Raw genomic sequence first — 21,757 nt, forward strand, 5'->3', positions numbered from 1 at the left:
TTCCAATGTTATGTAAATATTAAATGCATATGCAGAAAACCGTTTCTCTTCGCAAATGGTTCCGTTCATTTAGCAGACCCTAAATGAACGGAACACATGCTTTTTAGCCTTTATTTGAAATTTGTTTCTACATTATTTTCTCATTGAGAAAGATCAAATTGAAGCGGCAAAATAAATCTGACCGCTGCCAGCTTTCCTTTATGTTTTCCAGGAGTCCATTTCTTGGACTTTTTAAGTGCCTTAATCCCAGCTTCACTTAGACCAAAACCTAAATCCTTCTGAATTTTTATATCAGTCGGCATACCTTTTTTGTCTATCACAAAAACCAATTCGACTTTACCTTTGGCTCTTGCATCGATTGCTGCTTTCGGAAAAACGACTGCATTTGCCACATCCAATCTAAATTGATTGATGCCACCGGGATAAGTAGGTTGTTCGTCGATCTCATCAAAATTGAAAACATCAGATTGACTACCTTCTTCTATTGGTTGTGAATTTGTAGCAATCGAATTAGAATTACTGGTTTTTCCATCTTTTGCGTTGATTAAAGATGCGCTCTCCATTCCGGAGCTTACTGTATCGGCCACAAGAAATGTGGTATTCTTGTTTGTAGATTTGCTATTGATTGAAAACCCAAATAGCAGAACTGCCATCGGCAAGATGGCCAGATATAAAAATCTATTCCTTGATTTTGATTTATCCTTAAATATCATGTTTATCCTTTCTTTTAAAATTGATTTATTGGAAAACTCATGACTCAATTGATGCGGATGAACATGCATGGCATTGGCGATCAACAGTTCGGCATACGCCACCCTGTCTTCGGAAAAATGGCTATCGACGATACATTCATGCTGGAATTTCAGTTCTTGTCGAATCCAATGCAAGATGGGGTTGAACCAATTGAATGTACGAACGATTTCAACAAATAAAATATCGTAGCTATGTCCTTGCCGAATATGCAATGCTTCATGTGCGCTGATCAAAGGTGATGCATTATTTCCATCTGCAATATTAATCAGATGGAAGAATGAATAGTTCCCGGATATGTTCTGGGAATGTTTCCTAGATAATAAAAGCACAAGCCTATAGCCCAGCCAAACAAGAGATAAAAGCACACCTAACCAGTACAGGAACGGAATCCAATTTTCTAGTATTCGATTTTCCCAACCGACCGTATTGCCAGCACTGGAACCCAGATCTGGACCTGTCGATCCATGCAAGGACAGATCGATTGCCGGCAAAGTTAATTCCATTAGCTCTGGCACACGAATATCAATGAATAATACCAATGGAGTCAGGTAGGCGATAAAGATGCTGCCCAATAAATACCAGCGGTTTAAATTGAAAAATGTCAGTCTCTTCAATCCAAATCTATAGATCAGGAAAAAGAGCGCAAGTGCTAGATTCGATATCAGTAGGTAAGCCATAGCCATATTCTTTATTTCTTATGTTGCTGAATAAGTTTCATGATCTCATCCAAATCCTGCACATCCAATTTTTTCTCCTCCAAAAAGAAGGAGAGCATGGAGCTTGCAGAATTTTCAAAATAACCTTTTAAGAGTTTTCCGGTTATTAGTTTTTTATACTCCTCTTTTTCAATCTTCGGAAAATAGCGATGGCTTTTTCCAAAAGATTCATGGTCCACGAAACCCTTGGTCTCGAGGATCCTAATGATTGTTGATACCGTGTTGTAGGCAGGCTTCGGTTCTGGTAGGCGCTCGATGATATCCTTCACAAAGCCCCCCTCCATTTCCCAGAGCTCATGCATGATCTGTTCCTCAGCCTTAGTCAGTTCTTTTAATTCGTCCATGATGTCATGAAATATGTAATAAGACAATATTGCCTATAATCGATTATAGAACAAATATAAAACTAAAGATTTAGTTATACAACTAATTTTTTAGTTTTCGTGGGAATTGTGGTTGTGCCCGCGCTGGCGCAAGAGTTGTGCGGGTGGCCTATCATGCTGGCGCAAGAGTTGTGCGGATGGACCGTGCGGTGGCTCTCTTGTGCCTTCGGCCTATCTTGCTGGCGCAAGAGTTGTGCGGATGACATGTGCGGTGGATCTCTTGTGGCTTCGGCAAAAGCCAATAGTTACACCCCTCTGGGGTTATTCCGCCCTCCAATGCGTGGGCTAAAATAGTTACACCCCTTCGGGGTTGCATGGCGTATAAAGGAAAAATAATTCCTTATGCTGGTGTGTATGAAATGTATGGTGGATGGATTTTTTGTGCCTACGGCATGTTTTTTGGCACAAGTCCTCCACCGCTCAAGCCCTCACGAAAGACTTGCGCCAGCGTGCTAATTGACGCGATTAGGGCGTTTTTTGGGGAGAGTAAGGCGCGCTTCGCGCGCCTTACTCTCCCCAAAAAACGCCGCTTTTAAAGCCGTAAAAAACGCTGGCGCAAGAGTTGTGCGGTTGGACCGTGCGGAGGATCTCTTGTGCCTATGGCAAAATCTATTAGTTACACCCCTTCCTATCAATCCTTAATTCGCCATTGGCGATCGGCTTTTTTGTCGCTCTGTTTTTTCTTGCGATCCAGCCGGTTCAGGATGACGGACTTCGGGGTTTTTGTGGGGATTCTTTTCTTATCTACCTTCAGGGCATCTTCGATCAAGAGGAAGAAACGCTCAATGGCGAGTTCCTTGTTTCGGATCTGGGAGCGATCAATGGAGGAATCCAATTGCAATAGCCCTTCTTTGGAAATGCGATTTGCCAATCGTTCCGCAATTCGCTGCTTCTGTTCCTCGGTCAATGCGGCACTTTGCTGCACGTCCCAACTCAACAACACTTTGGAAGACACCTTGTTAACATGTTGTCCACCCTTCCCTCCCGAACGGGACGCCTTAAAAGTAAGCTCCTGGAGGAGCTGTTCACGATTTACATTCATTTGTAATAAATGTACTGTTTTTTATAATCTGGTAAAAATATTGCAGAACAATTATAAAAGCATCCTTATCTTTAAACAACGAAAACAGAACGTATGAAAATAGGCATAGTTTGTTATCCAACCTTTGGAGGTAGTGGCGTTGTCGCTACGGAACTCGGAAAGGCGCTGGCAAATAACGGGCATCAAGTACATTTTATCACCTATAGCCAACCTGCACGGTTGGACTTTTTCTCCGAAAACCTCTACTACCACGAAGTGGCGATCAACCAATACCCATTGTTTGATTTCCCACCCTATGAAACCGCCTTGGCGAGCAAACTCGTGGATGTGGTCCGGTTTGAGAACCTGGATCTCCTACATGTGCATTATGCCATCCCACATGCTTCGGTAGCTTTCTTGGCCAAGCAGATCCTGCTGACCTACGGTATCGATATTCCGGTCGTTACGACCCTGCACGGCACCGATATCACATTGGTGGGCAAGGATAAAAGCTTCAGTCCGGTGGTCACCTTCTCCATCAACAAATCGGATGGCGTAACGACGGTTTCCGACAACCTCAAGGAACAGACCCTGAGCTATTTCGACATTACCACGGATATACAGGTTATTCCGAATTTCATAGACCTACAACGCTTCCACAACAAAAATCACGAGCATTTCAAAAAGGCCATTGCGCCGAATAACGAACGTATTATCGTGCATACCTCCAACTTCAGGAAGGTAAAACGTGTGGAGGATGTTGTGCAGATCTTCTACAAGATCATACAGGAGGTGCCTTCCAAGCTATTGATGGTGGGTGATGGTCCGGAGCGTCGCAAAGCAGAAGAGCTGGCGCGTGAATTGGACATTACCGACTGCATCCGGTTCTTGGGTAAGCAGGATGCCATTGAAGAGATCTTGTCCATTGCCGATCTGTTCATCATGCCATCGGGATCGGAGAGCTTTGGTTTAGCCGCCCTGGAGGCCATGGCCTGCAAGGTGCCGGTTATTTCTTCCAATACGGGAGGTCTGCCAGAGCTGAATAAGGAAGGTTTCTCAGGATTTCTGAGTGATGTCGGCGATATCGACGATATGGCCAAGAACGCCATTTATATCCTGAAGGACGACCAGATCCTGAATGAATTTAAGGAAAATGCACTGATGCGTGCCAAGGACTTTGAACTCAGCAAAATCGTACCGATCTACGAAGATTTTTACGCACAGGTAATCGATAAGGTAAAAAAAGGAAACAATTCTAATTAATAGAAAGCAAAAAGTCATATCTTTGGCTTTTGGAACTACTCCAAAGTCAAATATGAAATACAAACGCATCCTACTTAAACTTAGTGGCGAAGCTTTAATGGGCGAGCAAAGCTACGGTATCGACATTAATCGTGTTCAACAATACGCACAAGACATTCAAGAACTGCATAGCTTAGGCATGGAAATCGCCATCGTGATCGGTGGGGGTAACATTTACCGCGGCCTGAGTGCAGAGAAAGCAGGAATGGACCGTGTTCAAGCGGATTACATGGGTATGTTGGCAACCGTAATCAATTCCATGGCATTACAAGATGCCCTGGAAAAAGAGGGCATGAAGACCCGCCTATTGACAGCGATCAAGATGGAACAGATCTGTGAGCCTTTTATCCGCAGACGTGCCGTGCGCCACTTGGAAAAGGGACGTATCGTCATCTTCGGTGCCGGAACGGGAAACCCCTACTTCACCACCGATACAGCAGCATCCCTACGTGCCATTGAAATCAATGCGGATGCCGTATTGAAAGGTACACGTGTGGATGGTATCTATACTGCAGATCCGGAAAAAGATCCGAATGCCAAGAAATTCGACCATATTTCATTCACGGACGTATACGAAAAGGGATTGAACGTCATGGATATGACCGCATTCACCCTTTGTCAAGAAAACAACTTGCCGATCATCGTATTCGATATGAACAAACCAGGGAACTTGATGAAATTGGCCAATGGCGAACACGTCGGAACGGTAGTAAGCTAATCAAACAAGAAAATAATAAATCAAGATATGAACGAATTAATTTCACTTCAACTGGACGACAGCAAAGAAAGTATGGCCAAAGCAATTGCCCATACTGAAAATGAATTAACAAAAATTCGTGCTGGCAAAGCTAGTCCTGGTATGCTTGATGGAATTTACGTTGATTACTACGGTACAAGTACACCACTTGCACAGGTAGCCAATGTAAACACACCAGATGCAAGAACAATCGTAGTGCAACCGTGGGAGAAAAGCCTCCTATCGGCTATAGAGAAATCAATCATGGATTCCAACATCGGTTTGAATCCTCAGAATGACGGTTCCATTATCCGTTTGGCGGTACCTCCATTGACCGAAGAGCGTCGTCGCGACTTGGTTAAAAAGGTAAAGGAAGAAGCGGAAAAAGGCCGTGTTGCCATCCGTAACATCCGTAAGGACGGAAACGAGGCAATCAAGAAATTGAAAAACGACGGTATTTCCGAAGATGAGATCAAATCTGGCGAAGCTGAAGTTCAGAAATTAACGGATGCATACATCGTTAAAGTTGATCAGTTAGCTGATTTGAAAGAAAAAGATATCATGACTGTGTAAGCACAGCTCCTGAAGAATATTAACGGAAGGATTCTTAAATTAAGAATCCTTTTTTTATTAAAAAATTTACCTATATTTCATTAAACAAACATCATTCTGCATGGCACAATCAAGAAGAAATTTCCTCAAACTTGCCGGTTTGGGATTGGTGGGCGGACTCGTTGCCCCTCACTTGATATCATGTGAAAGCATGAAAAACGCACCTGGATCACCCCTTAAAAACATAGGCCTTCAATTATTCACCCTCCGCGACCTGCTCGCACAGGACCCAAAGCAAGTATTGAAATCCGTGGCGGGCATCGGTTACACACATGTGGAAACCTACGGTGCAGACCCGACCAATGGCACCCTATGGGGCGTATCCGTGGATGAATTGAAGAAAATCCTAAACGACAACAACTTGAAGTCACATTCCGGGCACTATGACCTGGGCAAATACTTGGACAAGGACAGCAAGGACAAGGAAAATATCGAAAAGTACATTGAAATTGCGCACAACTTGGGCCAGCAGTATATCATTGCGCCGGTACCACCAATGCACAGGCTGAACCAGCTTAACCAGTCGGATTACCAATACATGGCGGAACAACTCAATAAAGCAGGTGAAATGTCCGAGAAAGCAGGAATTACCATGGGCTACCACAACCATTTCTGGGAGTTCAAACAGTTCGGCAACAATACCAACGGATTGGATGTACTCTTGGCATTCACCGACCCCAAACTGGTTGTCTTCGAATTGGATATGTACTGGATCTCTAAAGCAGGTGAGCGTCCGCAGAAATACTTTGAACATCATAAAGGTCGTTTCCCATTATGGCATATCAAGGATATGGACCGGAATTTCTCCGTTCCGCTCGAACAGAACAAGATTAACCCGAAGACAGGAAAGCCAGATACATTGGACATGATGGAGACCATGAAGGACATCAAATATGCCGAAGTGGGAACTGGAAGCATCGACTTTATTAACCTTGCGCAATATGCGAATGAAAGCGGCTTGAAATATGCCTTCGTGGAACAGGATGAAATCTATTCCAACGATAAATACGGCAGTATCAAGAAGAGCTTTGATTATATGCAAAAGAATTTCAAATAAGCCAGCCACGCCGCTTAAAAAATAAAAAGGTTCGCCATGTGGCGAACCTTTTTTATTTTTTGAGGAAAGCTTCAGCGCATGCAGCTGAGAACCAATCCACAGCGTGCGCCAAAATCGTCAGGGATTAGAAGCGTAGTCGTTCTACTTCTTCAGCGGTCTCCTCTACTTTCTCACGCAGTTCATCCTTAAATTCCTGGATGCGTTGCACCAGCGCTTCGTCACTCGTTGCCAAGATCTGTGCGGCAAGAATACCGGCATTCTTAGCAGCATTCAAGGCTACTGTAGCAACCGGAATACCGTTGGGCATCTGCAGGATCGACAAGACCGAATCCCAGCCATCAATGGAGTTGGATGACTTCACCGGAACGCCGATTACCGGCAAGGTGGTAATGGATGCAACCATACCCGGCAAGTGGGCCGCGCCACCCGCACCAGCGATGATCACCTTAATCCCTCTGGAAGCTGCCTGCTCTGCAAAATCAAACATACGTTTCGGCGTACGGTGTGCTGAAACAATACTCACTTCACACGTTACACCTAAATATTTTAAAACCTCAATGGCATCCTGCATCACTGGCAAGTCCGACTTGCTCCCCATGATGACCGATACTTTCGTGTTTTCCATCTGTTCTTCTATTTTAATATGGTTATGCTATTACTTTGATCAATTCCTGTACCTTTCGTGCATTCTCAATCGCCAGGGCACGATCTTGGTTGATGATGCACACATGTCCCATCTTCCGGAAGGGTTTGGTGTATTTCTTACCGTACAAATGTACATAAACCCCTTCAATGCTTAAAGCTTCCTCAATACCATCGTATTCCGCCAATCCTTCATAGCCTTCCTCACCCAGGAGATTCACCATGATCGCGTTGGCTCTGGATTCGGTATTCCCTAGCGGCAGATTGAAGATCGCTCGCAGGTGTTGCCCAAACTGGGACGTAAAATTCCCTTCAATGGTCTGGTGTCCGCTGTTATGTGGCCGTGGTGCCAATTCATTCACCAGGATATCGCCATCTTTGGTCAGGAACATCTCCACCGCCAAGACACCAACGATCTGTAAATCATTTGCAATCTTCAGGGCAATGCTCTCGGCTTTGGATTGGATATCGAAGGAATAGGTCGAGGGTGAAATCAGGAACTCCACCAGATTCGCTTGCGGATTGAATTCCATTTCCACCATTGGGAAAGTCGCCATATCCCCCCTATCGTTACGCGCTACGATGACTGCGATTTCCTTTTCGAAGTCCACCATTTCCTCCACAATGCTTGGCGCATCGAAAGCATCAGCATAATCTGCTGATGAACTGATCTTCTTCACGCCTTTACCATCGTATCCATCCTTGCGCAGTTTCTGGATATAAGGCAGGGCAATCTGGCAGTTCGCCAGGCCATCCCTGTTGGAAATAAACTGAAAGGCTGAAGTCGGGATATCGTTCTGCTTGAAGAATTGTTTCTGCAATCCTTTATCCTGAATCAGACGGATTACCCGCGATTGCGGATACACCAACACACCTTCATCTTCCAATTTCTCCAGTGCATCCACATTGACCTTTTCGATCTCAATGGTGATCATATCCAGGTCCTTCCCGAAGTTGTATACCGTATCGAAATCACTCAGGGAGCCGACCTCAAACTGATTGCACAGTTTCTTGCAGGGTGCATTGGGATCTGGATCCAGCACGTGGATGTTTACATTAAAGTTAATTGCTTCTTGGATAAGCATCCGACCTAATTGGCCGCCACCTAAAATCCCTAGGCGCAAGTCACCATAAAAATCTTTAGCCATATTATTTTCTATTGCTCCACTTCCATCGGGAAGATATCCCCTTTCAGTAGAGACTGTTGTTCTATTATTTTCTGTAATTCTAAAAACGCACTGATCAGTGCTTCCGGTCTTGGCGGACAACCCTGTACATATACATCAACAGGAATGACCTTGTCCACCCCTTTTACCACATGGTATCCATGTTGCCAATACGGACCGCCGCAGTTCGAACAGGATCCCATGGAGATGACGTATTTCGGATCGGGCATCTGTTCGTAGAGTTTCTTGATCCGGTCCGCCATCTTAAAGGTCACCGTTCCGGCAATGATCATGACATCCGACTGCCGAGGTGAGGGCCTTGGAAATACGCCCAGTCGATCCAGATCGTAGGTTGCAGCCATTGCGCCCATCATCTCAATGGCGCAGCAAGCAATCCCGAAACTGATCGGCCACATCGAGGATAACCTCGCCCAATTCAGCAGGTCATCCATCTTTGCGATGATGACGCCGTTATTCTGTTGCAAGCGTTGGTCTAGACTCATTATTCTGTACTGGGTTTCTTGAATTTGGGCTTAAAGCCTATTTTCACAGGTGAAGCAGCTTTCTCTGCCAGCTCTTCTTTTATCTCCTGCTCCTTATAATCGCGCAGGGCATATGCTTTCTGATTTAGGGCATCGTATGCTGACGCAGGGATACCCACCGCTACAGTCAGTTTCTTATGGGTGGGCTTAATCCAACTGATATCGCCACTTTTCCAGACATAGATCAGCCCTACGATCAGGACACCAAGGAAGATGGCCATTTCAATGAGGGTAAACCATCCCCAGCGTGCATCTGCCGCGTTCAGTTCAGCCTGCCCAAAGACCGTCGCCCATGGGAAGATGAAGATCAGTTCCACATCGAAAAGTAGAAAGACCAACGCAATCACATAGAAACGCGGATTGAACTGTACCCAAGAGGTGCCTGTGGTATCCTCACCACATTCATAGGTACTCAGTTTGATCGGATTGGGGTTTTTCGGAGACAGCACGCGAGCTAAGAATATGGTGGCACTAACCAAGATAAAACCTATGATTGCCATCATAAGTATCTTTCCATATTCCGATATCTGCCCGGGGTCGTCCATATTGCAAAATTAAGAATAAATTTGATTCGTTTTATAGGTTTTTACCTTTCCTGCCCCGAAAGAAACAGCAAAGCTAAACGAATATACAAAATCTGAAGAAATTTGCGGGCGTATAAATCCCCGAAAATAGCCCTGAAAATAAAAAAGCGGTCTGCCAGAGCAAACCGCTTTATCCTTTTGCGAACAAAAGTATTAGAAAGGTTTTCCAGGCATTTTCGGCATGTTGCGCATCATCTTCGCTGCCATACCTGGATTGGACATTTGTTTCATTACTTTACGCATGTCCGTAAATTGTTTCATCAGTTTGTTAACCTCATTGATATCGGTTCCCGAACCTTTAGCGATACGCGTTCTGCGTTTCTGATCGATAGCGTCAGGGTTTTCACGCTCAAATGGTGTCATGGAATCGATGATCGCTTCAATTGGTTTGAAGGCATCATCCTCGATTTCAATATCCTTGATCGCTTTACCAACGCCAGGGATCATGCCCATCAAGTCCTTCATGTTACCCATTTTCTTGATCTGCTGAATCTGGGACTTGAAGTCATTGAAGTCGAATTTATTCTTGCGGATTTTCTTTTGTAATTCCGCTGCTTGTTTTTCGTCAAATTGTTGCTGTGCGCGTTCCACAAGGGAAATAACGTCACCCATACCTAAGATACGAGACGCCATACGATCTGGGTGAAATACATCCAGCGCTTCCATCTTCTCACCGGTACCGATAAACTTGATCGGTTTGTTCACCACCGACTTGATCGATAGGGCCGCACCACCGCGGGTATCACCGTCCAACTTCGTCAAAACAACCCCGGTAAAATCCAAACGGTCGTTGAAAGTCTTGGCAGTGTTCACGGCATCCTGTCCGGTCATGGAATCCACAACGAATAGAATTTCATGTGGTTGGGTTGCGTCTTTTACTGCGGTGATCTCTTTCATCAGGGCTTCATCAATCGCCAAACGACCGGCGGTATCGATGATGACCATGTTCTGTCCATTCTTTTTCGCAGCTTCCACACCTGCAACCGCAATAGCGATTGGATCTGTGGATTCACGGTCTACGTATACCGGTACACCTACTTGCTCACCCAACACTTCCAGCTGATCGATAGCGGCAGGACGGTACACGTCACCAGCAACCAATAAAGGTTTCTTGCCCTTGGTCGCTTTCAGGTAGTTTGCCAACTTTCCGGAGAAGGTCGTCTTACCCGCACCATTCAGACCTGCAATAAGGATTACTGTAGGGTTCTTGGAAGTTTCCAACTCGGTTACCGAACCACCCATCAACTCCGTAAGCTCATCGCTCATGATCTTGGTCAGTAACTGACCCGGGGAAATGCTGCTCAGTACGTTCTGACCCAATGCTTTTTGCTTCACCTCATCGGTAAAAGTCTTGGCAGTTTTATAGTTCACATCGGCATCCAATAATGCCTTGCGAATTTCTTTCATCGTCTCAGCGACGTTGATCTCTGTAATATTACCTTGACCCTTTAAAACCTTAAAGGCTCTATCTAACTTATCCTGTAGATTTGAAAACATTTTCTATCTCTCTTTTTGTCAATACCTTACACACTCCATCGCTGGATTTCAGTTTTTACCGAACATACCGACGGGAGTTTAATCTTACAAATATAAACTTTTATGCATTTATTTCGCGATAACAGAATAGATTCCCTAAATTTTCACAGGGTTTCAGGATGTTCTCAGGATTTCGGAAAGATGAACCCGCTGTCGACCTCCTTATCTGTTATCCGGGGAGTCCTGCCCCAGGATGTTCCCGAACAGGTTCTCGAAGGTAAAATTCAGGAATTTGCGGTGATAGTCCCTGAACCATTTTTCCACGACGCCCTGCCGCACCCCGAGATTTTCCAGCGGGATCTGCTGACTGCCCCTAAAACTCTCCCCGCTTCCCGTGCTGGGCTGATTCACCAGGATATTGCTCAAGCGAACTTTCACCCGATCGCCTTCTTGCTGCAGGGTTACCGCTCCTTCGAGCAGTGCCCCGGTCAGATCATTAGGAACGGAAAACTTGGATCGACCCATTTGATCGTAGGCGATACCCAGCCCTTTTAATTTCAGGAACACCGTCTCATTAATCGTTTGGTTTTCCTGAAAATACCCGGTTTCAAAGAGTTTTACCAAGAGATCATCCATCGAGAGATCCATAGGATACGAACGTTCCCAGATCAATTGCCCGTTCGAAAGCAACCGCATGCTATTGTATTCAATCTTGTAATCTGGCTCATACACGTCAGGAATGCCCTTTCGCCTGACACTGACCCGTTTGAAAAATTGAGGATCGGTTTGCAATTCCGGCTTCCGATCGGTCTCCCGAATGAGATTGCCAAACACATTGAGTTTATAGTACAGGGTGTCTGTCTGGGCTGTGGCGGAGGAAAGAAATGCCCCGGTCAGCAGGGTTAAAAATAGTTGCTTATTCATCGTCATGGCAGGTTAGCGTACATCCATTTTGACTGAAGAAGAGCAAGTAAGTTTAATGAATTGAAATATTTTTAACCGGATAATTTCTCAATAACACATGAAACAATAGGCCACGCAAAGACACAAAAAAAACCGCTGAAAGTTCAGCGGTTCTTTATATTCAAAAATTCAAATGAATTAGTCTCTTCTTCCGAATAGAATGGAGGCATAGTACAACAGGGTAACCAATGCGGACAAAGCAGCCACAACATAGGTCATTGCTGCCCATTTTAGGGCATCCTTCGCACCGTCATGCTCTTCTGTACTATGTGTTACCTGCGCACTGTTCAACCACGCCAAAGCACGGTTTGACGCATCAAACTCCACCGGCAGGGTAATAAAGCTGAACAGGGTGGTCAGCGCCAAGGCAGCTACACCGATCCCCAACACCAACGGGTTCTGTGTGAATGCCATCAGCATCACACCGATCAACAGTACCCAGGTCGTCAATCTGGAAGCTACGCTCACGATAGGCACCATGGCCGAACGGAACTGCAACCAGGAATAAGCGGTCGCGTGCTGAACAGCGTGTCCACATTCGTGGGCAGCTACCGCAGCGGCAGCAACCGAACGCCCATGGTACACATCCGGACTCAAGTTCACCGTTCTGTTTGCCGGGTTATAGTGGTCGGTCAACTGACCTTCTACCGATATCACCTGAACATCACTGATACCGTTTTCATTCAACATCTTCTGTGCGATCTCCGCACCGGAAAGACCCGATGAAAGGGGCATCTCCGAATATTTCTTAAACTTACTCTTAAAGCGAAACTGGACTATCCAGCTCACCAACATAATTCCAATAAATAGGATCCAATACATATCTTTTATTTCTTAATTTCTTTTTCTTTCATACTATCAAAACTAATTCCAATAGCTTGCATACCCACAAAGAAAGAAAAAAAATCAAGGAAAACAAGTCGTTTTGTACACAAAATGGACAAAGTGACATGTAAATTATTGAAATGCCCGTACGGGGGAAGCAGGAAAGTGGAAGGCGCACCAAGCGGATGAGCTTGGGTCGAAAGCAGACCCGTATATCTTTGACCTGACCGCACCCTTTACCCCCATCATAAACGTTTAAACCCCAAAATTGCGAAATTCATAAAAACAGGACTATACCATTGAATAACAGCTATTTAACACTTTGACGACAGCTGTTACCCACAAAATCAACTGTGGACCTTGTCTGACATGAGAGCGTGGTGAGAGCGTACTGAGAGCGTGGTGAGAGCGTGTCTATAGGACGACTGCACCACGACTACAGCCCGCACGCACCTCGGATGCACCTCAGACAAGGTCTAGGTAAGGTGCAGGCCTTCTATACAACTTGTGTCAGCAAGAATGAGGTGGCGTTGTGATAGCACACATGCCAACCCCGAAGGGGTGTAACTATTTTAGCATAAGCCATAAAAAAAAATGCCCCACCGCCCCGGATTTTGGTTTGCTGAAGCAAACCAAAATCCGGGGCGGTGGGGCTTGACGTTGTGTAGGCGCATTGCTAAAATAGTTCAACCCCTCTGGGGTCGCGTGCTCTCTGGGATCGCGTGCTGTAATACCTTAATCCGGTTTAAGCATAGGTGATCTTGCACATCTTCCACACGCACAAATGGCGCTAGCATTGGTGCATGAATTAAAGGGTTAGGTTTTAGGCACAAGAGATCCTCCGCACAGGCCTGGCGCACAACTCTTGCGCCAGCGGGTGGCTCAGTAATAAAAAGGGGGAAGATTTTGAGGCACAAGAGATCCTCCGCACAGGCCTACCGCACAAATCTTGCGCCAGCGTGTTTTGCCTTGGGCCGAGCGGTGGCGGACTTGTGCCTAAACTTGCCAAAGGCACAGGAAAACAAGCACACCTTCCCTGCTTTCGAAAAAACAAAAAAAGGCGGCCCAATGGCCGCCTCATCTATCTTTCACAATCCATTCGGATCGCTTTATAACTATCCCAACTGGAACATCATATTATTTTCTTCGATCATTTTCCGCAGATTACTTAGGGCATAGCGCATACGGCCAAGGGCAGTATTGATGCTGACTTCAGTAATGTCGGCGATATCCTTAAAGCTCATGTCGCAGAATAGGCGCATGATCAGGACTTCCTTTTGGTCATCCGGCAACAGCTGGATGATTCTTTTCAGATCCACATCGCGCTGGTCCTTTACCATCCGAGCTTCCACGCTATCATCGGAGAACTGTAGTACTTCGAAGATGTCGAAGCCATCGTTATTGATGACATTCGGTGCGCGCTTTTCCCTTCTGAAATGGTCGATCACCATGTTGTGTGCAATACGCATCACCCAAGGCAGGAATTTACCTTCATCATTATAGCGACCGGCTTTTAGGGTATTGATGACTTTGATAAAAGTCTCTTGAAATATATCCTCAGCTAGGTACTGATCCTTTACCTGATGATATATCGATGTATAGATTTTCGTTTTATAACGTTCTAATAGTACTTGCAAGGCTTTCTCTTCACCTTTTACATACGCTTGTACCAATTCCTGGTCACTTTTCTTATTCAATAGTTTCATAATTATACCTCCACAAATCTGTAAGAGTTTGCTATGTCTTCTGTAATATTTTAGTTTAAGCGTAGTCGTGTTTCGATAGGCTGTTTTTTTTATTTCGTTAAATCAAAGAGAATTAAAATTTCCGATTTATCAAAAAAAGGCTTGGCATTTTAACATTCTTTCACAGTTTAGATTTGTAACAAAAATGGCTCCAAAGTTATCCTTTGGAGCCATAAATTTGTAATTTAAGGATTAATCCCTATTTATATAGTGGGAATTGTGCCATCATCTCACGTACTTTACCGTGGATACGGTCAAGAGCGGCTTCATCCGAACGGTTGTTGATCGCTTCGTCGATCAATTCACCGATCTGGATAATTTCATTTTCCTTGATACCACGTGTGGTGATCGCTGCAGTTCCGAAACGTACACCTGAAGTGACGAATGGGGAACGGCTGTCGAAAGGCACCATGTTCTTGTTGGTGGTGATGCCCGCCAAGCCAAGAACAGCTTCTGCTTCTTTACCGGAGATATCTTTATTTCTCAAGTCAACCAACATCAAGTGGTTATCTGTACCACCAGAGATGATCTTGTAATCTTTCTCAACGAAGAATTGCGCCAATGCAGCCGCATTTTTCTTCACCTGCTGGATGTAGGTCAAGTACTCGTCAGACAAAGCCTCGCCATACGCGATAGCTTTCGCTGCGATTGTGTGCTCCAAAGGACCACCTTGCGTTCCTGGGAATACTGCAAGATCCAATAATTGTGTAATTGTACGCACCTCTCCTTTTGGCGTCTTGATGCCCCAAGGGTTTTCGAAGTCCTTACCAACCATGATCATACCACCGCGAGGGCCACGCAACGTTTTGTGCGTAGTTGTCGTTACGATATGACAGTGCGGAAGAGGATCGTTCAACAATCCGCGAGCGATAAGTCCTGCAGGGTGCGAAATATCCGCTACCACAAGCGCACCGATTTCATCGGCAACCTTACGGATGCGTGCATAATCCCAATCACGAGAATAAGCGGAAGCACCACAGATGATCACTTTCGGTTTCTCTTTGCGTGCTGTTTCTTCTAATGTTTCGTAATCGATCAATCCAGTATCTTCTTTCACGCCGTAGAATAACGGTTGGTAAAGTTTACCGGAGAAGTTTGCCGGCGAGCCGTGTGTCAAGTGACCACCATGGCTAAGATCGAATCCTAGGATTTTATCACCTGGTTTAAGGATCGCCAAGAAAACTGCAGCATTGGCCTGTGCACCGGAGTGCGGCTGAACGTTCACCCACTCAGCACCGAAAAGCTCCTTCGCACGGTCGATCGCAATGGTTTCGATTTTATCGACCACCTCGCAACCACCGTAATAGCGCTTGCCCGGAAGGCCTTCCGCATACTTGTTGGTCAAAACAGAACCCGCAGCTTCCATAACCTGCTTGCTCACAAAGTTTTCAGAAGCGATAAGCTCAATACCTTCTTCTTGGCGCTTAAGCTCATCAGCGATTAGATTAAAAATGGACTGATCTCTTTCCATATTCAAATTGTTTATTGGGATTGTTAAAATTTCGATTTTGGTGCAAATATAGAGAATTACAAAGAAATGGACTTATAATTACCTAAATTTCTGCCATTAAAAATAGATATTGCCAATTTGCTAAGCAATGAGCCAATTTAAGGGAATCCTATTGGATTGGCGATTGTAAACGAGCTCCACACCATCCACGCCCCAATTCTGTTTACCCAGTGTCAAAATGATACCGCCCATACGATGGGAATTTAAAAATGTGTATTTTTGTAGGAATAAATTACAGAGGATTATATATGGCTTCAGAGAATTTAACAGCAGCAGCTCCGGTTACATTGACCGAAGGTGCATTGAACGAACTTAAGAAACTGATCGACCAGCAGGAAATTGGTCCTGACTTCGGTCTTCGCGTTGGCGTTGAGGGTGGCGGCTGTTCGGGCATGAGCTATATCCTTGGCTTTGACCAAAAGAAAGATGGTGACTCCGAATACGAAGTGGAAGGCATCCGCCTATTCATGAACAAAGCGCACGGTCTGTACCTTGCCGGCATGGAAATCGACTTTAAGAACGGTTTGGATGCACGTGGGTTCACATTCAACAACCCGAATGCGACAAGCACCTGCGGATGTGGCAGTAGCTTCTCCGCCTAAAAATATGCCGTAAAAAGGATTCGCCATGCGTTAAAGACCCGAAGCGTCGAGATTCGCTAGTGTGAATACCCAAAATCTGTTGTTTAATATCATCCACATCAGGGAATGGACAATCAGTCAGAGTGGCGAAACCTTTTTAAAGATTCTTTGTAGTTAGTAAGTAGTATCAAGACCTAGGGTGGAAACTTCTACTTAAAAAGCAGGGAAGTCAATAGGTTTTATTACATGTAGGTCTAACCTATGTTTTTCCATCTTTTTTCAAATATAATTCCTAACTTACCACCATACTTAAAACAAATCTACATGTTCAGCGCAGCAATAACACCTTGCAAACAGACATTTACTCCACAGATTTCCATCAACCCGATTGAAATTATGGCGTTGATTTGTATTTCCATTCGAATTCAGGGCTAATCCTAGCACCATTTCAGGGCAAGAAATATCCGGAATTGGCAGTTGCCAGCGGTCCATGGACCTAAACCGTTTAAAAACGGTGGATTAAGTGCCGATTACTATTTCCCCTTTCCCATTAATTCATTAAATTAGCGACCTTAAAAAAACAGATTAAGATTACGTGATGTACAAGGAATATAAGCAGTTAAATCTATCAGAAATAGGAAAAGAAGTGTTGAAACGTTGGGATGCCAACAACATCTTCGAAAAAAGTATTTCCAACCGACCGGCGAGCAAACCGTACACATTCTATGAAGGACCTCCTTCGGCAAACGGGATGCCCGGCATTCACCACGTGATGGCCAGAACCATTAAGGACATCTTCTGTCGCTACAAGACCCTGAAAGGCTATCAGGTGAAACGTAAGGGCGGATGGGATACCCATGGCCTTCCGATCGAATTGGCGGTAGAAAAAACGCTTGGTATCACCAAGGAAGATATCGGTAAGAAAATATCTGTCGAGGAATATAACAATGCCTGCCGTAAGGAAGTCATGAAATACACCGATGTATGGAATGACCTGACCGAAAAAATGGGCTATTGGGTTGACCTGGAAGATCCGTACATCACCTATCAGAACGAATACATTGAAACCCTTTGGTTCTTATTGAAGGACCTATACAAAAAGGGACTTTTATACAAAGGATACACCATCCAACCCTTCTCTCCTGCAGCTGGAACAGGTTTAAGTTCGCATGAACTGAACCAACCCGGCACGTACAAGGATGTGAAGGACACCACCATCGTTGCCGAATTCCGTTTGGACAAACAGCAGATCCATCCGATGATGGAGCGCTTGGTTGACAATCCGGATGAAGACGTGGCCTTCCTGGCGTGGACGACGACACCATGGACCCTTCCAGGGAACAGTGCGTTGACCGTAGGAAAGAATATCGACTATGTAAAGATCAAGACCTTCAACCAATATACCGGGACAGCTGTTTCCGTTATCTTGGCGAAGAACCTGATTCCGAAACATTTCAAATCCGAAGGACAGCAGATTTCCTTCCAGGATTACAAATTTGGTGACAAGCTAATCCCTTGGGAAGTTGTTGCCGAATTTAAAGGTGCCGAAATCGAAGGCCTTCGCTACCATCAATTGATGCCGTACGTGACGTCCGAAGAGTTGCGGGAAAAAGCATTCCGCGTCATCTTGGGTGATTTCGTGACTACGGAAGATGGTACAGGTATTGTCCACACCTCCCCTACTTATGGTGCGGATGACTTTAGAGTTGCCCGTGAAAGCGGCATCCCATCGATCATGGTGAAAGATGAAAATGGCAAAGAGGTGCCTACAGTTGACCGTACAGGTCGTTTTGTAAAGGAAATCACTGATTTTGCCGGTCGTTTTGTAAAAGAAGAATATTACTCGGATGCCGAGCGCGCCGACAAGGACTTCCGTCCGACCGATGTCTTGATCGCCATCAAATTAAAAGAAGAGAATAAAGCGTTTGACGTTAAGAAATACGAACACACCTACCCACACTGCTGGCGTACCGACAAACCTGTACTGTACTATCCATTGGACAGCTGGTTTATCAAGACGACCGCAGTGAAGGAGGAAATGGTTGCCTTGAACAAGACGATCAACTGGAAACCTGAAGCGACCGGTTCGGGACGTTTCGGAAACTGGTTGGAAAACCTTGTGGACTGGAACCTTTCCCGTTCCCGCTATTGGGGAACGCCGCTACCGATCTGGAGAAGTGAGGATGAGAACGAAGAGATCTGCATCGGTTCCATGCCGGAACTGAAAGCGCTTTTGGAAGCATCCCTGGCTTCTGATGTGCTATCCGTTGAAGAAAGGAATACCAACCAAGCATACTTGGATAAATTCGGCACACCTGACCTGGATTTGCACCGTCCGTATGTGGACGACATTGTCCTGGTTTCGGAAGGTGGCCAGAAATTATACCGTGAGCCCGATTTGATCGACGTTTGGTTCGATTCGGGAGCCATGCCATATGCACAATGGGGATTGGATTATGAGAAATTGGAAAAAGGGGAAGCCCTTCCGTTCAAGGATCCTTATTTCTCGGCGTTTCCTGCGGATTTTATCGCTGAAGGTGTCGACCAGACCCGTGGATGGTTCTTTACCCTACATGCCATCTCAACCATGGTCCGCGGTTCCGTAGCGTTCAAGAATGTGGTTTCAAACGGTCTTGTATTGGATAAGAACGGTAACAAGATGTCGAAACGTCTTGGAAACGGTGTCGATCCATTCGCGACCATTGATAAATATTCTGCCGATGCGACCCGCTGGTATATGATCAGTAACGCTGCGCCATGGGATAACCTGAAGTTCAATGAAGAAGGTTTGGATGAAGTACGCCGTAAGTTCTTCGGAACCCTGTACAATACCTATGCTTTCTTCGCACTATATGCCAACATCGACAAGTTCAGCTATGCGGAACCGGAAATCCCGATCGAGAAGCGTCCTGAAATCGACCGTTGGGTGATCTCTTTATTGAACAGTCTGAGCAAGGAAGTGGATGAATATTATGCGGATTATGAGCCTACCAAAGCTGCACGTGCGATCCAGAACTTTGTTGACGAGCACTTGAGTAACTGGTATGTGCGCCTGTGCCGCCGCCGTTTCTGGAAGGGCGAATATTCGGAAGATAAGATCTCCGCATACCAGACCCTATATACCTGTTTGGATACCATCGCTAAATTAATCGCACCAGTATCGCCATTCTTTGCCGATCAATTATACCTGGATCTGAACGCTGCCACTCAGAAAGAATCCTTTGAATCGGTACATTTAGCAGACTTCCCTGCCTACCATATCGAATTGGTAGATAAGGCATTGGAAGAGCGGATGGCCTTGGCGCAGGATATCTCCTCGCTAACCCTGTCGCTGCGTAAAAAGACCGGTATCAACGTGCGCCAGCCATTGAGCAAGATCCTTGTTCCCGTTCTGGACAGCAGTTTCCAAGCCAAGGTTGAGAAGGTGAAAGATTTGATCCTTTCGGAGACCAACATCAAGGATATCGAGTTCATCACGGACACGACGGGCATCATCAAGAAGAAGGTGAAACCGAACTTCAAGGTATTGGGTGCGAAGGTTGGAAAAGATATGAAATTGGTAGCCGCTGCGATTCAAGCACTTGACGCCGCACAGATTCAAGATCTGGAAAATAACGGCTCCTTAGCTTTAAGTGGCACGGAATATGTAATTAGCAGCGAAGATGTAGAAATTATTGCAGAAGATGTTGAAGGTTGGCAGGTAGCGAACTTAGGCCGTTTAACGGTAGCACTGGACGTTCACATTTCGGCAGAGTTAAAGGATGAAGGGATTGCGCGCGAGCTCATTAACCGGATTCAAAACCTGAGGAAAGAGAAGAATTTTGAAGTGACCGACCGTATAAATGTAGCCTTAAGTCAAAATACTGAAATTCAACAAGCTGTAGAAAATAATTTCTCGTATATTTGTACGGAAATTTTAGCCGATCGTTTAATTTTCGATGCAGACCTGGCCAATGGAGATGCCATCGAGATTGACGGAGAGAATTTATTGCTATTTATAGAAAAAATTTAAAGTATGGGAAACACAGAGAAAACACGGTACAGTGATGCTGAATTACAAGAGTTTAAAGCAATAATTCTTGAAAAGTTACGCGTAGCAAAGGAAGAATTGTCATCCTTGACAACCTCCTTAAGCAACAGCAATGCGAACGGAACTGACGATACAGCAGGTACTTACAAAACATTAGAGGACGGTTCAGCAACATTGGAGAAGGAACAGATCAACCAATTAGCAGCACGTCAGAAGAAATTCATCGACAATCTTGAAGCCGCTTTAGTGCGCATCGAGAACAAGACGTACGGTGTTTGTAGAGAAACCGGAAAGCTTATTCAGAAAGAAAGATTGAAAGCAGTACCTCATACCACCTTGAGTATTGAGGCGAAAAACAAACAATATTAAGCAAAAGATTAAAATTGATGGTCTTTGCGATTAGCAAAGACCATTTTTATGTGCTATGAAAGGATACAGCAAGCCCCTTATTCTCATCACCATTATTTTATTGGTGGACCAATTATCCAAATTCTGGGTGAAGATGAACATGACGATCGGACAGAACTTCAAAGTTCTCGGCGATAAGTTCCTGATTCATTTCATTGAAAACCCGGGTATGGCCTATGGCATGGAATTCGGCGGTGAATATGGTAAACTGTTCTTGAGTGTCTTCCGTATCATTGCCGTTATCGGTATCGGATATGGTCTGCATTACATGATCAAGAATAAGTATAACCGTGGTTTTATCCTGAATGTAGCTTTGATATTTGCCGGTGCGCTAGGAAACATCATCGACAGTGCCTTCTATGGCCTGATTTTCAGTGAAAGCACGCCGTATTCCAAAGCTGTCCTTTTCCCTGATGGCGGAGGTTATGCAAGTTTCCTGCACGGTAAAGTTGTGGACATGCTGTACTTCCCCTTAGTGAGCGGCACATTCCCTACCTGGTTTCCGATCTGGGGTGGTGAGAACTTTATGTTCTTCCGTCCGGTATTCAACATTGCGGATTCCGCAATTTCCGTAGGCGTATTTCTGATACTGATCTTCCAAAAGCGCTATTTCAAAGAAGAGCACACCGAAAAAACCGGCGTGAACAGTGAAATCCTGGAAGATTAATCCACCGAGAATAAAAAGTTAACAAGAACGGGCTGGAG

The 21,757-nt window shown here is 45.1% G+C and carries 20 protein-coding genes; 8 read left to right on the forward strand and 12 right to left on the reverse strand.

Going from position 1 to position 21,757, the window contains the following annotated elements; genetic code table 11:
* Positions 1 to 140 precede the first annotated feature (140 nt).
* The 3 genes from G6N79_RS00815 to arfB all read right to left on the reverse strand — a co-directional run bounded on the left by G6N79_RS00815 (position 141) and on the right by arfB (position 2,894).
* The gene (locus tag G6N79_RS00815; protein ID WP_160003590.1) at positions 141 to 1,430 is read right to left on the reverse strand and encodes an energy transducer TonB; all 1,290 of its coding nucleotides are present in this window, start codon (positions 1,428 to 1,430) and stop codon (positions 141 to 143) included.
* A gap of 11 nt (positions 1,431 to 1,441) precedes the next feature.
* A complete protein-coding gene (locus tag G6N79_RS00820) occupies positions 1,442 to 1,813 on the reverse strand; it encodes a BlaI/MecI/CopY family transcriptional regulator (protein WP_103904719.1) in 372 nt (123 codons plus the stop codon).
* A 670-nt stretch (positions 1,814 to 2,483) separates the two neighbouring features.
* On the reverse strand, positions 2,484 to 2,894 hold the full coding sequence (gene arfB / locus G6N79_RS00825) for an alternative ribosome rescue aminoacyl-tRNA hydrolase ArfB (protein WP_103904720.1): 411 nt from the start codon (positions 2,892 to 2,894) through the stop codon (positions 2,484 to 2,486).
* Between the two features lie 93 nt (positions 2,895 to 2,987).
* On the opposite strand from arfB, the gene bshA reads away from it, so the two are divergent.
* From bshA to G6N79_RS00845, 4 genes are all read left to right on the forward strand, one after another.
* Positions 2,988 to 4,136: an N-acetyl-alpha-D-glucosaminyl L-malate synthase BshA gene (gene bshA / locus G6N79_RS00830; RefSeq protein ID WP_103904721.1), complete on the forward strand. Its 1,149-nt coding sequence runs from the start codon at positions 2,988 to 2,990 to the stop codon at positions 4,134 to 4,136.
* Positions 4,137 to 4,188: 52 nt separating this feature from the next.
* Positions 4,189 to 4,893: a UMP kinase gene (pyrH, locus tag G6N79_RS00835; RefSeq protein ID WP_103904722.1), complete on the forward strand. Its 705-nt coding sequence runs from the start codon at positions 4,189 to 4,191 to the stop codon at positions 4,891 to 4,893.
* A 27-nt stretch (positions 4,894 to 4,920) separates the two neighbouring features.
* Positions 4,921 to 5,484, forward strand: a complete 564-nt coding sequence (gene frr, locus G6N79_RS00840; protein WP_103904723.1) for a ribosome recycling factor — start codon at positions 4,921 to 4,923, stop codon at positions 5,482 to 5,484.
* Between the two features lie 100 nt (positions 5,485 to 5,584).
* Complete coding sequence (locus G6N79_RS00845) at positions 5,585 to 6,580, forward strand: sugar phosphate isomerase/epimerase family protein (RefSeq protein ID WP_103904724.1); 996 nt, start codon at positions 5,585 to 5,587, stop codon at positions 6,578 to 6,580.
* 124 nt (positions 6,581 to 6,704) lie between these two features.
* Here the strand turns inward: G6N79_RS00845 and purE are convergent, their stop codons facing one another.
* The 9 genes from purE to G6N79_RS00890 all read right to left on the reverse strand — a co-directional run bounded on the left by purE (position 6,705) and on the right by G6N79_RS00890 (position 15,994).
* Positions 6,705 to 7,205, reverse strand: coding sequence for a 5-(carboxyamino)imidazole ribonucleotide mutase (gene purE, locus G6N79_RS00850; RefSeq protein WP_103904725.1), 501 nt, complete (start codon positions 7,203 to 7,205; stop codon positions 6,705 to 6,707).
* Positions 7,206 to 7,227: 22 nt separating this feature from the next.
* On the reverse strand, positions 7,228 to 8,370 hold the full coding sequence (locus G6N79_RS00855) for a 5-(carboxyamino)imidazole ribonucleotide synthase (protein WP_103904726.1): 1,143 nt from the start codon (positions 8,368 to 8,370) through the stop codon (positions 7,228 to 7,230).
* 8 nt (positions 8,371 to 8,378) lie between these two features.
* Positions 8,379 to 8,891 carry an NADH-quinone oxidoreductase subunit B gene (locus tag G6N79_RS00860; protein WP_103904727.1) on the reverse strand — a complete coding sequence of 171 codons (513 nt, stop codon included), beginning with the start codon at positions 8,889 to 8,891 and terminating at the stop codon, positions 8,379 to 8,381.
* A complete protein-coding gene (locus G6N79_RS00865) occupies positions 8,891 to 9,433 on the reverse strand; it encodes an NADH-quinone oxidoreductase subunit A (RefSeq protein ID WP_234993123.1) in 543 nt (180 codons plus the stop codon). The genes G6N79_RS00860 and G6N79_RS00865 overlap by 1 nt, the downstream gene beginning before the upstream one ends.
* Before the next feature lie 234 nt (positions 9,434 to 9,667).
* Positions 9,668 to 11,011 (reverse strand): signal recognition particle protein, encoded by a 1,344-nt coding sequence (ffh, locus tag G6N79_RS00870; protein ID WP_103904729.1) that lies wholly within the window; start codon positions 11,009 to 11,011, stop codon positions 9,668 to 9,670.
* Positions 11,012 to 11,212: 201 nt separating this feature from the next.
* Positions 11,213 to 11,914: a hypothetical protein gene (locus G6N79_RS00875; protein WP_146060557.1), complete on the reverse strand. Its 702-nt coding sequence runs from the start codon at positions 11,912 to 11,914 to the stop codon at positions 11,213 to 11,215.
* A 177-nt stretch (positions 11,915 to 12,091) separates the two neighbouring features.
* Positions 12,092 to 12,775, reverse strand: a complete 684-nt coding sequence (locus G6N79_RS00880; RefSeq protein ID WP_103904731.1) for a zinc metallopeptidase — start codon at positions 12,773 to 12,775, stop codon at positions 12,092 to 12,094.
* Between the two features lie 1,118 nt (positions 12,776 to 13,893).
* The gene (locus tag G6N79_RS00885; RefSeq protein ID WP_103904732.1) at positions 13,894 to 14,484 is read right to left on the reverse strand and encodes an RNA polymerase sigma factor; all 591 of its coding nucleotides are present in this window, start codon (positions 14,482 to 14,484) and stop codon (positions 13,894 to 13,896) included.
* 238 nt (positions 14,485 to 14,722) lie between these two features.
* A complete protein-coding gene (locus tag G6N79_RS00890) occupies positions 14,723 to 15,994 on the reverse strand; it encodes a serine hydroxymethyltransferase (protein ID WP_103904733.1) in 1,272 nt (423 codons plus the stop codon).
* 287 nt (positions 15,995 to 16,281) lie between these two features.
* On the opposite strand from G6N79_RS00890, the gene G6N79_RS00895 reads away from it, so the two are divergent.
* The 4 genes from G6N79_RS00895 to G6N79_RS00910 all read left to right on the forward strand — a co-directional run bounded on the left by G6N79_RS00895 (position 16,282) and on the right by G6N79_RS00910 (position 21,719).
* On the forward strand, positions 16,282 to 16,635 hold the full coding sequence (locus G6N79_RS00895) for a HesB/IscA family protein (RefSeq protein ID WP_103904734.1): 354 nt from the start codon (positions 16,282 to 16,284) through the stop codon (positions 16,633 to 16,635).
* 577 nt (positions 16,636 to 17,212) lie between these two features.
* Entirely contained in the window at positions 17,213 to 20,626 is a 3,414-nt protein-coding gene (ileS, locus tag G6N79_RS00900) for an isoleucine--tRNA ligase (RefSeq protein WP_103904735.1), read from the forward strand.
* A 3-nt stretch (positions 20,627 to 20,629) separates the two neighbouring features.
* Positions 20,630 to 21,013, forward strand: a complete 384-nt coding sequence (locus G6N79_RS00905) for a TraR/DksA family transcriptional regulator (RefSeq protein ID WP_103904736.1) — start codon at positions 20,630 to 20,632, stop codon at positions 21,011 to 21,013.
* 55 nt (positions 21,014 to 21,068) lie between these two features.
* Positions 21,069 to 21,719, forward strand: coding sequence for a lipoprotein signal peptidase (locus G6N79_RS00910; protein ID WP_103904737.1), 651 nt, complete (start codon positions 21,069 to 21,071; stop codon positions 21,717 to 21,719).
* The last annotated feature ends 38 nt before the right edge of the window (positions 21,720 to 21,757 follow it).

The organism is Sphingobacterium lactis (genome assembly GCF_011046555.1).
GTDB lineage: Bacteria > Bacteroidota > Bacteroidia > Sphingobacteriales > Sphingobacteriaceae > Sphingobacterium > Sphingobacterium lactis.